This is a genomic window from Bacteroides sp. AF39-16AC (assembly GCF_003602735.1).
Classification (GTDB): domain Bacteria; phylum Bacteroidota; class Bacteroidia; order Bacteroidales; family Bacteroidaceae; genus Bacteroides; species Bacteroides uniformis.
In genome coordinates, this window is record NZ_QTLN01000016.1 from 1 (window position 1) to 14,348 (window position 14,348).

The 14,348-nt window shown below is 46.7% G+C and carries 15 protein-coding genes; 13 read left to right on the forward strand and 2 right to left on the reverse strand.

Annotation, left to right across the window (positions count from 1 at the left end; all coding sequences use genetic code 11):
* Nucleotides 1–112 precede the first annotated feature (112 nt).
* A complete protein-coding gene (locus DW039_RS13560; protein ID WP_009037868.1) occupies nt 113–982 on the reverse strand; it encodes an NAD kinase in 870 nt (289 codons plus the stop codon).
* Between the two features lie 104 nt (nt 983–1,086).
* Here DW039_RS13560 and DW039_RS13565 point away from each other — a divergent pair, with 104 nt between their 5' ends.
* The 13 genes from DW039_RS13565 (at nt 1,087) to folE (ending at nt 12,219) form a co-directional block, all read left to right on the forward strand.
* Nucleotides 1,087–1,800: a pyridoxine 5'-phosphate synthase gene (locus DW039_RS13565; RefSeq protein ID WP_005829949.1), complete on the forward strand. Its 714-nt coding sequence runs from the start codon at nt 1,087–1,089 to the stop codon at nt 1,798–1,800.
* On the forward strand, nt 1,800–2,516 hold the full coding sequence (locus DW039_RS13570; RefSeq protein ID WP_005833356.1) for a MotA/TolQ/ExbB proton channel family protein: 717 nt from the start codon (nt 1,800–1,802) through the stop codon (nt 2,514–2,516). The genes DW039_RS13565 and DW039_RS13570 overlap by 1 nt, the downstream gene beginning before the upstream one ends.
* 34 nt (nt 2,517–2,550) lie before the next feature.
* Nucleotides 2,551–2,961 carry a biopolymer transporter ExbD gene (locus DW039_RS13575; RefSeq protein WP_005833355.1) on the forward strand — a complete coding sequence of 137 codons (411 nt, stop codon included), beginning with the start codon at nt 2,551–2,553 and terminating at the stop codon, nt 2,959–2,961.
* Between the two features lie 34 nt (nt 2,962–2,995).
* A complete protein-coding gene (locus tag DW039_RS13580; RefSeq protein WP_005829957.1) occupies nt 2,996–3,814 on the forward strand; it encodes a TonB family protein in 819 nt (272 codons plus the stop codon).
* Between the two features lie 14 nt (nt 3,815–3,828).
* Nucleotides 3,829–4,383 (forward strand): DJ-1 family glyoxalase III, encoded by a 555-nt coding sequence (locus tag DW039_RS13585; RefSeq protein WP_005829959.1) that lies wholly within the window; start codon nt 3,829–3,831, stop codon nt 4,381–4,383.
* Between the two features lie 41 nt (nt 4,384–4,424).
* On the forward strand, nt 4,425–5,099 hold the full coding sequence (locus tag DW039_RS13590) for a 2-C-methyl-D-erythritol 4-phosphate cytidylyltransferase (protein WP_005833354.1): 675 nt from the start codon (nt 4,425–4,427) through the stop codon (nt 5,097–5,099).
* Nucleotides 5,087–7,183: an ATP-dependent DNA helicase RecG gene (gene recG, locus DW039_RS13595; protein ID WP_120130450.1), complete on the forward strand. Its 2,097-nt coding sequence runs from the start codon at nt 5,087–5,089 to the stop codon at nt 7,181–7,183. The genes DW039_RS13590 and recG overlap by 13 nt, the downstream gene beginning before the upstream one ends.
* Before the next feature lie 269 nt (nt 7,184–7,452).
* Entirely contained in the window at nt 7,453–8,322 is an 870-nt protein-coding gene (locus tag DW039_RS13600; RefSeq protein WP_005837478.1) for a M23 family metallopeptidase, read from the forward strand.
* 109 nt (nt 8,323–8,431) lie between these two features.
* Entirely contained in the window at nt 8,432–8,974 is a 543-nt protein-coding gene (locus tag DW039_RS13605) for a DUF1599 domain-containing protein (RefSeq protein WP_005833349.1), read from the forward strand.
* Nucleotides 8,964–10,256 (forward strand): BT_3928 family protein, encoded by a 1,293-nt coding sequence (locus DW039_RS13610; protein WP_057087144.1) that lies wholly within the window; start codon nt 8,964–8,966, stop codon nt 10,254–10,256. The genes DW039_RS13605 and DW039_RS13610 overlap by 11 nt, the downstream gene beginning before the upstream one ends.
* 50 nt (nt 10,257–10,306) lie before the next feature.
* A complete protein-coding gene (gene tpiA, locus DW039_RS13615; protein ID WP_005829974.1) occupies nt 10,307–11,062 on the forward strand; it encodes a triose-phosphate isomerase in 756 nt (251 codons plus the stop codon).
* 101 nt (nt 11,063–11,163) lie between these two features.
* Entirely contained in the window at nt 11,164–11,622 is a 459-nt protein-coding gene (locus DW039_RS13620) for an SPOR domain-containing protein (RefSeq protein WP_005829980.1), read from the forward strand.
* A gap of 9 nt (nt 11,623–11,631) precedes the next feature.
* On the forward strand, nt 11,632–12,219 hold the full coding sequence (gene folE, locus DW039_RS13625; RefSeq protein ID WP_005829983.1) for a GTP cyclohydrolase I FolE: 588 nt from the start codon (nt 11,632–11,634) through the stop codon (nt 12,217–12,219).
* A 22-nt stretch (nt 12,220–12,241) separates the two neighbouring features.
* Here folE and dnaG read toward each other — a convergent pair whose 3' ends face one another.
* The gene (dnaG, locus tag DW039_RS13630; RefSeq protein ID WP_118273890.1) at nt 12,242–14,338 is read right to left on the reverse strand and encodes a DNA primase; all 2,097 of its coding nucleotides are present in this window, start codon (nt 14,336–14,338) and stop codon (nt 12,242–12,244) included.
* Nucleotides 14,339–14,348 lie beyond the last annotated feature (10 nt).

The window sequence follows — 14,348 nt, forward strand, 5'->3', positions numbered from 1 at the left end:
ACACATTTATTAGTTTGTAAATGTGTCTACCTATATCAGGATAAGACAGTAAATGGAGTTCCCCACTGAGGTAAATAAGTTATCCTGCTGGAGTGAATGAAGTGATATAGGCTTATCTGATGTCCGCCCCCCACATTAGTTTATTGCGAAGGGTATCAAAGAAAATATGGTTGAACCGTTTCACTACCTTTATGCTATAGTCGGCACGTGAGATGTGCAACTGGGTCGTTTCTTTGCAGGACTCGCTACGGCCGTCGATGGCAACCAAGAAGTTGTGGCTGCGGCTTTCCACATCAAGTGTAATTTCCCAGTCGTCACAAATGACGATGGGACGGACGTTGAGGCTGTGTGGAGCCACCGGGGTGATGGCAATGGTTTTACTGTGGGGCACAATGACCGGACCGCCGACGCTGAGTGAGTAGGCGGTGGAACCGGTAGGTGTGGAGATAACTAGGCCGTCAGCTTGATAAGTGGTCAACGGAGCGCCATTGATGGCGGCGTGGATACTGATCATGGACGAACTGTCCCGCTTCAATACGGCTATCTCATTGAGGGCGTAAGGGGATTGCATCAAGCGTTCATCGTCGCACCTCAGTTGCAGTACACTACGCTCTTCCACCTTATAGTGGTTGTTGTAGATTTCATCGAAGGTCTCTTCCATCTCTTCCGGTGAGATGTCGGCAAGGAAACCCAGCCGGCCGGTATTGATGCCCAATATGGGGATATTCTTCTTTCCTACACGGCTGGCTGCTTTCAGGAAAGTGCCGTCGCCACCGATGCTGATAACCATGTCGGCACAGAAATCATCTCCGTCAAACAATTCGGCGTCAGGTATGTTTAAATGTAAATCGGTAGTCAGGAAGTGATGGAATTCCCGGCAGATGCAGAGCTGTGCATTATGCTGTCCGAGCAACCGGAAGAGGTTTTCTGCATGCGAGGATTTCTTTGCTTGGTAGGTATTTCCGAATATGGCAAATTTCATAATCAATTCTGTTGGATTGAAGTGCAAAGATGCTATTTTTTTCTCAGAATGCTGCCAATATATAACTATTATTTGTACTTTTGTCCCAAACTATAAACCGAATTATGACTAGATTAAGCGTTAATATAAATAAGGTGGCAACGCTGCGCAATGCCCGTGGAGGTGATGTCCCGAATGTTGTGAAGGTAGCGCTGGATTGTGAAGACTTTGGTGCTGATGGCATTACGGTGCATCCCCGTCCTGACGAGAGGCATATCCGCCGTAAGGATGTATATGATTTGCGGCCGTTGCTGCGGACAGAGTTCAATATCGAGGGTTATCCTGCACCCGAATTTATGGATTTGGTCTTGAAGGTGAAACCGCATCAGGTAACTTTGGTGCCCGACAGCCCTACACAGCTGACTTCAAACGCAGGCTGGGATACCAAGACCCATTTTGACTTCTTGAACGAAGTGTTGGATGAGTTCAACAATGCTGGTATCCGTACTTCCGTATTTGTTTCCACCGATGCCGAAATGATAGAATATGCTGCCAAAGCCGGTGCCGACCGCGTGGAGCTATATACGGAACCTTATGCTACGGCTTATCCCAAAGGACGGGAAGCGGCTGTAGCTCCTTTTGTCGAGGCTGCCAAGGTGGCCCGCAGCTTAGGTCTGGGGCTGAATGCCGGACATGATCTGAGTCTGGTGAATCTGAATTATTTTTATCAAAACATTCCGTGGCTGGACGAGGTATCCATCGGGCATGCGCTGATTAGTGACGCGTTGTATCTGGGATTGGAGCGTACGGTCAAGGAATATAAAAACTGTCTTCGCTGATGAATGTAATGTTGTTATTGGCCCAAGTGGCTCCGGCACTGACTGACTCTATTGCAGGTGCCAATCCGGTACTGACACAAGTAAACGCTTCCGACGAAATGAATTTATGGAGCATGGCCATCAAAGGTGGCTGGATTATGATTGTCTTGGGTTTGATGTCCGTACTTTGTTTCTACATCTTGTTTGAACGTAATTATGTTATCCGGAAGGCGGGGAAAGAAGACCCTCAGTTCATGGATAAAATAAAGGATTATATTTTGGGTGGGGAATTGAAAGCTGCCATTGCTTATTGTCGCAGTGTGGATACTCCCTCGGCCCGTATGATTGAAAAGGGTATCAGCCGTTTGGGACGCCCGGTGAACGATGTGCAGGCTGCCATCGAGAATGTGGGTAATATTGAGGTTGCCAAACTGGAGAAGGGAATGACGATTATGGCCACGATTTCCGGTGGCGCTCCTATGCTAGGCTTCCTTGGCACGGTGACGGGTATGGTACGTGCATTTTGGCAAATGGCAAATGCCGGAAATAATATTGATATAACGTTGCTTTCCGGTGGTATTTATGAGGCGATGATTACTACGGTGGGCGGTTTGATAGTCGGTATCATAGCTATGTTTGCCTACAATTACCTGGTGACATTGATAGATGGCGTGGTCAACAAGATGGAAGCCAAGACAATGGCATTCATGGATTTGTTGAACGAACCGGCGAAATGATTAATTAAAGAATTAAGAATTAAAACTTAAAGGCGTGTTAAAACGTAGAGCTAAAATATCACCCAATTTCAGTATGGCGTCCATGACGGACCTGATTTTCCTGCTGCTGATTTTCTTTATGATAACATCTACCATGGTATCGCCCAATGCTATCAAGGTACTGCTGCCGCAGGGAAAGCAACAGACTTCTGCAAAGCCTTTGACAAGAGTCATCATAGATAAGAATCTGAATTATTATGCTGCTTTTGGCAATGACAAGGAACTGTCTCTGACGCTTGAAGAATTGACTCCTTTCCTACAATCGTGTGCGGAGAGGGAGCCTGAAATGTATATAGCTTTGTATGCTGACGAAACAGTGCCTTACCGGGAAATCGTGAAGGTGCTGAACATTGCAAACGAGAATAAATTCAAGATGGTGCTGGCTACACGACCACCGGAAAACTAAATCGTACATTGTACATGGCTAAATTGTAAATGCAATGGTGAATCGGAAGAAGAAAGGAAAATATATAGGTATGGCAGGTGCACTTGTGGTGCATGTTGCCATTATTGCCCTTCTGATACTGGTAGGATTCACACCGCCGGAACCCTCGGAAGAAGGCGGTGTACCCGTTATGCTGGGAGAGGTGCCCGATGCACTGGGCGCTGCCGACCCTTCTTTAGTAAAGGTGGATGTCATGCCGGAGGAAACCGCTCCTCAGGTGCAGGAAACGGTGGAGCAGGACATCATTACGCAGGAAACTGAAGAAACCGTTGCCATAAAGCCCAAAGCCGAACCCAAGAAAAAGGAGGAGGTGAAGAAACCGGAAAAGACGGAAGCCGAAAAAGCGGAAGAGGCCCGCAAACTGGCAGCGGCAAAAGCCGAACGGGAACGTAAGGAAGCCGAGGAAGCTGCCCGTAAACGGGTAGCTGGCGCTTTTGGCAAAGGTGCCCAAATGGGTAGTAAAGGCGATACGGAAGGCGAAGGTATTCAAGGAAGTCCTACGGGAAATGCTCCGTCCGGAGCCACTTCGGGTACGGGAGGCTACGGCTCGTTTAATTTGGGCGGACGTTCTCTTGGTGAGGGCGGATTGCCGCGGCCGGTATATAATGTGCAGGATGAAGGTAGGGTTGTGGTGACCATCACAGTGAACCCTGCCGGACATGTGATAGCAACCAGCATCAACCGCCAGACCAATACCGTCAATCCCGCATTGCGGAAAGCGGCAGAGGATGCTGCCAAGAAAGCCCGTTTCAATGCGGTAAGCGGCTTGAACAATCAGACGGGAACAATAACGTATTATTTTAATCTAAAATAAGAGGAGGAACAATTATGGGTACAGTTTATGTTTTTTTTGCCGACGGATTTGAAGAAATAGAAGCTTTTACTTCTGTGGATGTGATGAGACGCGCCGGACTGAACGTAGAAATGGTGACGGTAACCCCTGATGAAATAGTGACGGGAGCACACGATGTTCCGGTCTTGTGCGATAAGAATGTAGTGAACTGCGACTTCTTTGATGCAGAGCTTGTATTATTGCCTGGCGGTATGCCGGGTGCGTCCACTTTGGAGAAGTGTGGAGAACTGCGTAATCTGGTACTGCGTTTTGCCCAAGAGCAGAAACCGATTGCTGCTATTTGTGCGGCTCCTATGGTATTGGGTAAGCTGGGATTGCTGAAAGGCAAGAAGGCTACTTGCTATCCCGGCTTTGAACAGTATTTGGAAGGTGCCGAATGTACGGGTGCTCCGGTAGAAAGAGACGGCAATATCATCACTGGTAAAGGACCGGGCGCTGCCATGGAGTTTGCATTGGCCGTAGTGGAGCTGTTGCAAGGCAAAGAGAAGGTGCAGGAACTGAAAGAAGCTATGTGCGTAACGGATTTATGATTTAAAATCATAAATCATAAATCATAAATCATAAATCATAAATGGTTCAGTATGCTCTGATTGTTGCCGGTGGCAAGGGCTTGCGCATGGGGACCGAACTCCCCAAACAGTTTCTCCCGATAGGGGGGAAACCTGTTTTGATGCGCACTCTGGAGGCGTTTTATGACTACAATGCTGAGATACGGATAATATTGGTGCTTCCCCACAGCCAGCAGGATTACTGGAGGCAGCTGTGCAGGGAGTACCGTTTTTCATTGCCGCATGCCATTGCAGATGGAGGGGAGACGCGGTTCCACTCCGTAAAGAACGGTTTGGCTTTGGTCAAGACACCTGCTTTGGTCGGTGTGCACGATGGGGTGCGTCCGTTCGTGGCCCGGGAAGTGATTGCACGCTGTTATGACTTGGCGGCCGAGAAAAAGGCCGTAATTCCGGTAATCGGTGTGGTGGAGACCGTTCGCCGTATGGAAGGGGAAAGCAGTGTGACTGTCGGCAGGGATGATTATAGATTGGTGCAGACTCCCCAGGTTTTTGATGCGGAACTGCTGAAAGCGGCATACGAGCAGCCCTATACACCCCATTTTACCGATGATGCTTCTGTGGTGGAGGCATTGGGTGTATCTGTCTTTTTGACGCCGGGAAACCGGGAAAACATTAAAATAACCACTCCTTTTGATTTAAAAATAGCCACAGCTCTGATAGGTTCATGTTCGATTTAGCCACGCGTGACATAAAATATTTGTCGGGCGTCGGGCAGCAGCGTGCTTCGGTGCTCAATAAGGAATTGGGCATTTACTCCTTGCACGATTTGCTATATTACTTTCCATATAAATATGTAGACCGCAGTCGGATTTATTATATTCAGGAGATCGATGGGACGATGCCCTATATTCAGCTGAAAGGTGAAATACTAAGTTTTGAGACGGCTGGAGAAGGGCGCCAGCGCAGGTTGATTGCTCATTTCTCGGACGGTACGGGGGTGGTGGACCTGGTTTGGTTCCAGGGCATCAAATATTTGGTAGGGAAGTATAAAGTGCATCAGGAATATATTGTGTTCGGAAAACCGACCTTCTTCAATGGTAGAATAAATATGGCTCATCCGGATATAGACTCTGCTTCGGATTTGAAATTGTCGTCCATGGGGTTACAACCTTATTATAATACGACTGAAAAGATGAAACGGAGTTCTCTCAATTCGCATGCCATCGAGAAGATGATGAATACGGTGGTGCAGCAGTTGCGTGAGCCGTTGCCCGAGACCCTTTCTCCCGCTATACTTGCCGAGCATCATCTGATGCCGTTGACGGAAGCTTTGGTCAATATACACTTTCCCGCTAATCCGGATTTATTGCGTAAGGCACAGTATCGCCTGAAGTTTGAGGAGCTCTTTTACGTACAGTTGAATATCCTGAGGTATGCAAAAGACCGTCAGCGGAAATATCGCGGTTATATTTTTGAAAGGGTGGGCGAAGTGTTTAATACTTTCTACTCCCGTAATCTTCCTTTTGAACTGACCAATGCACAGAAGCGGGTATTGAAGGAAATCCGTAAGGATGTAGGCTCAGGAAAGCAGATGAACCGCTTGCTGCAAGGGGATGTGGGAAGTGGAAAGACGCTTGTCGCACTGATGAGTATGTTGATGGCGCTCGATAATGGTTTTCAGGCATGCATGATGGCACCTACCGAGATTTTGGCAAACCAGCACTATGAAACCATCCGTGAGCTGCTGTATGGAATGGAGGTACGTGTGGAACTGTTGACCGGTTCTGTTAAGGGCAAGCGGCGCGAAGCTATCCTTGCCGGTTTGTTGACGGGAGACATACATATACTGATAGGTACCCATGCCGTCATTGAAGATACGGTGAATTTTGCTTCGCTCGGTTTGGTTGTGATTGACGAGCAGCATCGTTTCGGTGTGGCCCAACGGGCACGGTTGTGGACAAAGAATGTACAACCTCCCCATGTATTGGTGATGACGGCAACCCCGATTCCCCGTACATTGGCAATGACGCTTTATGGCGATTTGGATGTGTCTGTCATCGATGAATTGCCTCCCGGACGTAAACCGATTGTCACTCTTCATCAGTTTGATAGCCGTCGGATAAGCTTGTATCAGTCCATGCACAAGCAGATTGCCGAAGGCCGGCAGGTCTATATTGTCTACCCGCTGATTAAGGAAAGCGAAAAGATTGACTTAAAGAACCTTGAAGAAGGGTATCTGCATGTTTGTGAAGAGTTTCCCGAGTGTAGGGTTTGCAAGGTACATGGAAAGATGAAACCTGCTGAAAAGGATGCTCAGATGCAATTGTTCGTATCCGGCGAGGCACAGATAATGGTGGCTACCACCGTGATTGAGGTAGGTGTAAATGTGCCCAATGCTTCGGTGATGGTGATTGAGAACGCCGAGCGTTTCGGGCTGTCCCAGCTTCATCAGCTTCGGGGACGTGTAGGACGTGGAGCTGACCAGTCCTATTGTATTCTGGTTACCGGCTACAAGTTGGCGGAGGATACAAGGAAGCGTTTGGAGATAATGGTGCGGACTAATGACGGCTTTGAAATAGCGGAAGCAGACTTGAAACTACGTGGTCCTGGAGATTTGGAAGGGACACAGCAGAGCGGCATTGCTTTCGATCTGAAGATTGCCGATATAGCCCGTGACGGACAACTGCTGCAATATGTCCGTGAAGTAGCGCAAACGGTGGTGGATGCAGATCCACATGGCATGTTGCCTGAGAACGAGGTCTTGTGGCGACAACTGAAAGCGTTGAGAAAAACGAACGTTAATTGGGCTGCCATTAGCTGAAAAAACGGTTAAACATGCACTTTTATTGCATTTTATGTTGTAAAACATGTTTGCTTGTAAATCTCCTATCTATAGGGGATTAAGACATCTTTGCGAGCTTTACAGTTTTCTCCTCTTCGAAAAAATAGTTAATGACTGATGTCGTTTTTCAGAGAGAAATGTTACCTTTGGGAGAATTTTTGAAAATCAATCTGGATATTCGCGTAGAACAAGTGGTGTTTGATTTGCCGAGATGCTTGCAACGGATATCAAAATGAATGACGAAACGGATGAATTTTAATTGGATAAAAACTGCTTTATTGGCTGCGACGGCAATGGTTAGCTTGAATTCTTTCTCGCAAGACCTGATTGCCCGCCAGGCCCCCATCGACAGAAAACTTAAGAGTGTTGATTCACTGGCTTTGCAAAAACAGATACGTGCGGAACAATCATTGTATCCGGGTTTGGATTTGTATCCCAACTGGAACAACGAATTCGTACAAGCCTATGGCAATGCGATTGTGCCTGAGAGCTATACATTTGATTTGACCGGTTTCTGTATGCCTACTCCCAATACCCGTATCACAGATGTATTCGGTTACCGTCCCCGGAGAAGAAGAGCTCATTATGGTTTGGATATCAAGGTGTATGTAGGCGATACAATCCGTGCGGCTTTTGATGGAAAAGTGCGCGTTGTCAAGAATCAAGGTCGTCGTGGATACGGCAAATACGTCGTTATTCGTCACGACAATGGCTTGGAAACCGTTTACGGACACTTGTCTAAACAATTGGTTGATACAAACCAGTTGGTAAAAGCCGGCGAGCCAATTGCATTGGGAGGAAATACCGGACGTTCTACCGGTTCACACCTTCACTTTGAAACCCGTTTCTTGGGTATTCCCATCAATCCTGCGCTTATGTTTGATTTTGAAAAGCAGGATATCGTAGCTGATTCCTATACTTTCCATAAGACAAAAGGCTCTTCCGGTACGGCGCGTAGCATGGCATCGGGTGAAGGTCTGTTCTATAAGGTAAAGAAGGGAGACACATTGGGACGGATTGCAGCACGTCAGGGAACCTCCATCGACAAGCTTTGCAAACTGAACAGAATTACGCGTAAAACAATCCTGAGACCGGGACAAGTATTGCGCTGCTCATAAAAACGTAAACAATCTCTATAGAAGAGGGTACTTTAATAGATTTTAGAGTGCCCTCTTTTTCTTTTTCTTTAATTATTCCTATCTTTGCAGCGCACTGTGAAAAAAGGAAATGAAAGATACCAAGCAACAATTTGAACATGTCATTGCGGTTTGCCGTGACTTGTTCTCTAAGAAACTTCATGATTACGGTCCGGCGTGGCGCATTCTTCGTCCGTCTTCCGTAACAGATCAGATATTCATCAAAGCCAACCGTATCAGAAGTATTGAAACGAAAGGGGTGACTTTGGTAGACGAAGGCATCCGTTCTGAATTCATAGCTATTGTCAACTATGGAATTGTAGGATTGATACAGTTGGAGCTTGGTTATGCCGAAGCTGCCGATATGACCAATGAAGAGGCGTTGGTGCTGTATGATAAATATGCCAAAACCTCTTTGGAGTTGATGCTTGCCAAAAATCATGATTATGATGAGGCTTGGCGTAGTATGCGTATCAGTTCGTATACGGATTTGATATTGATGAAGATTTATCGGACAAAGCAGATTGAAAGCTTGTCCGGAGCGACTTTGGTTTCGGAAGGTATTGATGCCAACTATATGGATATGATTAACTATTCTGTATTCGGCTTAATTAAGATTGAATTTGGAGATTGACAAGAAACATATTGTCGGGAAAGTTTGGGTGAACCTCTGCCGTTTTCTGCTGGGGGCTTTGTTCATATTTTCCGGATTTGTGAAAGCTGTTGATCCGTTGGGTTTCTTCTATAAAATTCAAGATTACCTGACGGCTTTCGACATGATTTCCTGGTTTCCTTCTTATGCGCCCTTGCTGGTAGGGATAGCGTTGTCTGCCATAGAGTTCAGTGTAGGTGTTTTCTTGTTTTTGGGTATACGCCGGAAGGTGGCATCTGCATTGGCGTTGTTGCTGATGGTTGTAATGACTCCGCTAACACTTTATCTGGCTTTGGCGAATCCGGTATCCGACTGCGGATGCTTCGGTGATGCGTGGATATTGACCAATTGGCAGACTTTCGGCAAGAATGTAGTGTTGTTGGTGGCGGCAGTATCTGTATTCAAGTGGCAGGATTTACTGGTGCGTTTCATTACTCCGAAGATGGAGTGGATGATTTCCATGTATACGTTTCTATTTGTGTTTGCGTTGTCCTTCTATTGCCTGGAGAATTTGCCGATACTTGATTTCCGACCTTACAGAATTGGAGCGAATATCAAGGCGGGCATGGAAATTCCGGAAGGTGCTAAACCAAGCGTGTTTGAAAGCCGGTTCATTTTGGAAAAAGGAGGAAAGCGTCAGGAATTTACATTGGACAACTATCCGGACAGTACATGGACGTTTGTAGAATCGCGTACGATACTGAAGGAAAAAGGTTATGAACCTCCCATTCACGATTTTTCCATGATGAGCCTGGATACATGGGAAGATATAACGGACAGCGTACTGTCGGATAAAGGATATACGTTTCTGCTGGTTGCCCATCGGATAGAAGGAGCGGACGACAGTAACATCGACCTTATCAATGAAATATACGATTACAGTGTGGAGCATGGTTATGGCTTTTATGCCTTGACTTCATCTCCGGAAGACGAGATAGAGTTGTGGCGTGACAAGACCGGAGCGGAATATCCTTTCTGCCAGACAGATGATATTACGCTGAAGACCATTATCCGTTCAAATCCCGGTTTGTTGTTGATAAAGGACGGAACGATTTTGAACAAATGGAGTGACAACCGGCTGCCTGATGAATATGTGCTGACCGATAGCCTGGACAAGTTGGAATTGGGCAAGCAGAAGCAGGAAAGTGACTTACAAACAATAGGCTATGTGTTGCTGTGGTTCATCCTTCCTCTGATGATGGTGCTTTGTGTCGATATTTTAGTCGTAAGGCGCCGGGAGAAACAACGCCTCAGACAACAATAGTATCAAATAGTAAATAGTAAATACATTAACCCTTTTAATAATAAAACAAAATGAGAAAAAACATTGTTGCAGGAAACTGGAAAATGAACAAAACCCTCCAAGAGGGTATTGCTCTTGCAAAAGAACTGAATGAAACATTGGCTAACGAAAAGCCTAACTGTGATGTAATCATCTGTACTCCGTTTATCCACCTGGCATCTGTTACTCCTTTGGTAGATGCTGCCAAGATTGGTGTAGGTGCAGAAAACTGTGCAGACAAGGAGTCAGGCGCATATACCGGCGAAGTATCAGCTGCTATGGTTGCTTCTACTGGTGCAAAATATGTCATTCTGGGCCACTCTGAACGTCGTGCTTACTATGGTGAAACAGTTGCTATTCTGGAAGAAAAAGTAAAATTGGCTTTGGCTAACGGTCTGACTCCGATTTTCTGTATCGGTGAGGTACTGGAAGAACGCGAAGCAAACAAGCAGAATGAAGTGGTAGCCGCTCAGCTGGCTTCTGTATTCTCTTTGTCTGCCGAAGATTTCTCTAAGATTATTTTGGCTTACGAGCCGGTTTGGGCTATCGGTACCGGTAAGACTGCTACTGCAGAACAAGCACAGGAAATCCACGCTTTCATCCGTTCCTTGATTGCTGAAAAGTATGGTAAGGAAATTGCTGACAACTGCTCTATCCTTTATGGTGGCAGCTGTAAGCCTTCTAATGCAAAGGAACTGTTTGCCAACCCGGATGTTGACGGCGGTCTGATTGGTGGTGCTGCTTTGAAGGTTTCTGACTTCAAGGGTATCATCGATGCCTTTAATTAAATAGTTGAAAGCTGAAAGTTGAAAATGGATTGCATGTCGTATCTGCATAACTGTTTTCCATTTTCAGCTTTCCATTTTCCGTTATATAAAGATATTGACTCATGAAAAAGCTTGGTTTACTTTTAGTTGCATGTTTCGCTTTTGCAACGATTTCTGTAGCGCAGAATAATATTGTGAAAAGCCTGGAACGTAATGTGCCGGGACAAGGCAAGGTGACTATCCATCAAGATGCACGCATTGCGGCATTGATAGGTTCGGAGTATGTTCCTGCCGGTTCGGATGAGCAGAAAGTGATTAAAAGTTCGGGTTACCGCATACAAGTTTATGCAGGGAATAATACCCGTCAGGCCAAGAACGAAGCTTATGCGGTAGCTACCCGCATCAAGGAACATTTTCCCGAACTTACAGTTTATACCTCTTTCAATCCCCCTCGTTGGCTGTGCCGTGCAGGAGATTTCCGCAGTATCGAAGAAGCGGATGCCATGATGCGTCAGTTGCGGGCTACTGGTGTATTCAAGGAAGTTTCTATCGTGAAAGAGCAGATAAACATCCCCTTATAAAGAATTATCATGTTAGGAAAAGAAGAAATTGTATCTCCTTCATTAGATGAATTGAAGGAACATTATCACCGCATCCTTACTCTGTTGGGTGAAGATGCCGGACGTGAAGGTTTGCAGAAGACACCTGAACGGGTGGCGAAGGCCATGTTGTCGTTGACGAAAGGGTATCATATGGACCCGCACGAGGTACTCCGTTCGGCCAAATTTCAAGAGGAATACAGTCAGATGGTGATTGTGAAAGACATTGACTTCTTCTCGCTTTGCGAACATCACATGCTTCCCTTCTACGGAAAGGCACATGTGGCATATATTCCTAACGGCTACATTACCGGACTGAGCAAGATAGCCCGCGTAGTGGATATTTTCTCTCACCGCCTGCAAGTGCAGGAACGTATGACTCTCCAAATAAAAGAGTGTATTCAGGAGACGCTGAATCCGCTGGGGGTTATGGTTGTTGTGGAAGCCAAACACATGTGCATGCAGATGCGCGGAGTAGAGAAACAGAACTCCATTACCACTACATCCGATTTTACCGGAGCATTCAACCAAGCGAAGACTCGCGAGGAATTTATGAATTTAATCAGGCATAATTCTTGACGGAGAACTCCCCGAATTGAATTTAAAAATTCAGGATGACTCTGTCTCCCAGCCGCTTTGCCATGATGCTTTTTACTTTGTTCAATTCGTTGTAGCGCTCCATGATGCTGTTACACTGGGTTTCATCATTGGCTATGGCAGGGTTCTGTAACGCAAATAGGGTATGCTTCAATTCTTCGCAGACGATGGCATATTTGAAGTTTATCATTAACCGTGGAATTAGCTCATAGAGGCGTTCTTCGTCCGTTACCATTTGTTCTATCTGTGATTTCCTTAACTGATAGCGGTTGCTGATAAGCTCCACACTCAGCTTGCTGATGACGGGGTCGGGATGCGCCACAAAATACCGTTCGGCGGTAAAACCCTCATTGTGGATACGTTCGGCAGCCTCTGTCAGGATTTGCCGGTGAAGCGGATTGTGGAAGGCAAGTTCGTCTTCTTTTAAATCATTGACTATATATTCAGTTACAGTGATAGGGGTTTCCTGCCCCTCTTCATTGGTGACATTGCACATCACCCGCTCACCATAGAGCACTACCATCTTCAGAATAAGTCGTTCGTATTTATAGAACTCCTGGCCCTCCTTGCCCTCCTGCGGGATGAAGGATACATATTCTTCCTCGGGTGGAAAAGGTGGAGGTGTTTCGGAAGGGAGACCGGCAGGCAGTGATTGGGACGGATAGCCAGCTTGTTGTGCGTCGGGGTTGGTAGCTGCAGTATGACTGCCATTGACCCCCGTTTCTGCATTGGCTCTTGCGGCATTGGCCGACCGACGCTCACGTTCTGCTCGCTCAGCTTGTTGCTCGGCTTGCTTTTCGCGACGCTTGGCAACCTCAGAAACCAGCAGTTTATCTTCTACGTGCAATAATTGGGCGCACTCCTTGATATAGACATCACGCACAATGGCTTCGGGAATGATGGAAATGCTCTGCACAAGGTTTCCGATAAGCTCGGCACGCTTGATGGGGTCTTTTCCAGCATCTTCCAGCAACAGATTGGTTTTGAAGCGGATAAAGTCCGTTTCATTCTCTTGTATGAAGGCCTGGAACTCCGTCGCATTGTGTTTGCGTGCAAAGGAGTCCGGGTCGTCACCATCGGGCAGGAGGCAGACTTTGACGTTCATGCCTTCTTCCAGCAACATATCAATACCTCGGATAGAGGCCTTTATACCGGCAGCGTCACCGTCGTAGAGCACTGTCATATTGTTGGTGAAACGATGAATCATCCGGATTTGTCCGGATGTCAATGCTGTGCCCGAAGAGGCAACCACATTCTCTATGCCCGATTGGTGCATGGAAATGACATCCGTATAACCTTCGACCAGAAAGCAACGGTCTTGTTTCACAATGGCTTGTTTGGCAAAATATATGCCATACAGTTCATTGCTTTTATGATAAATTTCCGATTCAGGCGAGTTGACGTACTTCACCTTGACGCCTTTGGTGGCGCCGGCAAGCACACGTCCCCCGAAAGCCACCACCTTGCCGGAGAGAGTGTGTACCGGAAAGATGACCCGCCCCCAGAAGCGGTCGCGCAGTCGGTGGTCGTCCGTCTCGTAGCAGAGGCCGGTCTTGACAAGATAATCCTTTTTATAGCCTTTTTTCAAAGCTTCCTGGGCAAGGGCATCGTGGCTCTCGGTACAATAGCCCAACTGGAACTTCTCGATGATGTCATCCCGGAAGCCGCGGCTGCGGAAATAGGCCATGCCGATACTCCGTCCGTCTACGTGGTTCTTTAGGATATTCTGGAAGTAGTCACGGGCAAAGTTGTTCACAATGAAGAGGCTTTCCCGTTCGCTCTGTGCTATCTTCTCCTCGCTGGATAGTTCGCGTTCTTTGATTTCAATGCCGTATTTTTTTGCGAGATATTTCAGCGCCTCAGGATAAGACATCTGTTCGTGCTCCATGATGAAATGCACTGCATTTCCTCCTTTTCCGCAGGCAAAACACTTGCAGAGCCCTTTGGCGGGGGATACATAGAAGGAAGGGGTTTTGTCATCGTGGAAAGGGCACAGACCTACATAGTTCACACCGCGTTTGCGCAGGGTGACAAAGTCTGATACGACATCGTATATCTGTGCGGCATCAAGTATGCGGTCTATGGTGGGTTGGTCTATCATTGTCTCTTTT

Coding starts and splice junctions, on each gene's coding strand:
- DW039_RS13560 (WP_009037868.1), bottom strand. CDS start 982: ATGAAATTTGCCATATTCGGAAATACCTACCAAGCAAAGAAATCCTCG.
- DW039_RS13565 (WP_005829949.1), top strand. CDS start 1,087: ATGACTAGATTAAGCGTTAATATAAATAAGGTGGCAACGCTGCGCAAT.
- DW039_RS13570 (WP_005833356.1), top strand. CDS start 1,800: ATGAATGTAATGTTGTTATTGGCCCAAGTGGCTCCGGCACTGACTGAC.
- DW039_RS13580 (WP_005829957.1), top strand. CDS start 2,996: ATGGTGAATCGGAAGAAGAAAGGAAAATATATAGGTATGGCAGGTGCA.
- DW039_RS13585 (WP_005829959.1), top strand. CDS start 3,829: ATGGGTACAGTTTATGTTTTTTTTGCCGACGGATTTGAAGAAATAGAA.
- DW039_RS13590 (WP_005833354.1), top strand. CDS start 4,425: ATGGTTCAGTATGCTCTGATTGTTGCCGGTGGCAAGGGCTTGCGCATG.
- recG (WP_120130450.1), top strand. CDS start 5,087: ATGTTCGATTTAGCCACGCGTGACATAAAATATTTGTCGGGCGTCGGG.
- DW039_RS13600 (WP_005837478.1), top strand. CDS start 7,453: ATGAATTTTAATTGGATAAAAACTGCTTTATTGGCTGCGACGGCAATG.
- DW039_RS13605 (WP_005833349.1), top strand. CDS start 8,432: ATGAAAGATACCAAGCAACAATTTGAACATGTCATTGCGGTTTGCCGT.
- tpiA (WP_005829974.1), top strand. CDS start 10,307: ATGAGAAAAAACATTGTTGCAGGAAACTGGAAAATGAACAAAACCCTC.
- DW039_RS13620 (WP_005829980.1), top strand. CDS start 11,164: ATGAAAAAGCTTGGTTTACTTTTAGTTGCATGTTTCGCTTTTGCAACG.
- folE (WP_005829983.1), top strand. CDS start 11,632: ATGTTAGGAAAAGAAGAAATTGTATCTCCTTCATTAGATGAATTGAAG.
- dnaG (WP_118273890.1), bottom strand. CDS start 14,338: ATGATAGACCAACCCACCATAGACCGCATACTTGATGCCGCACAGATA.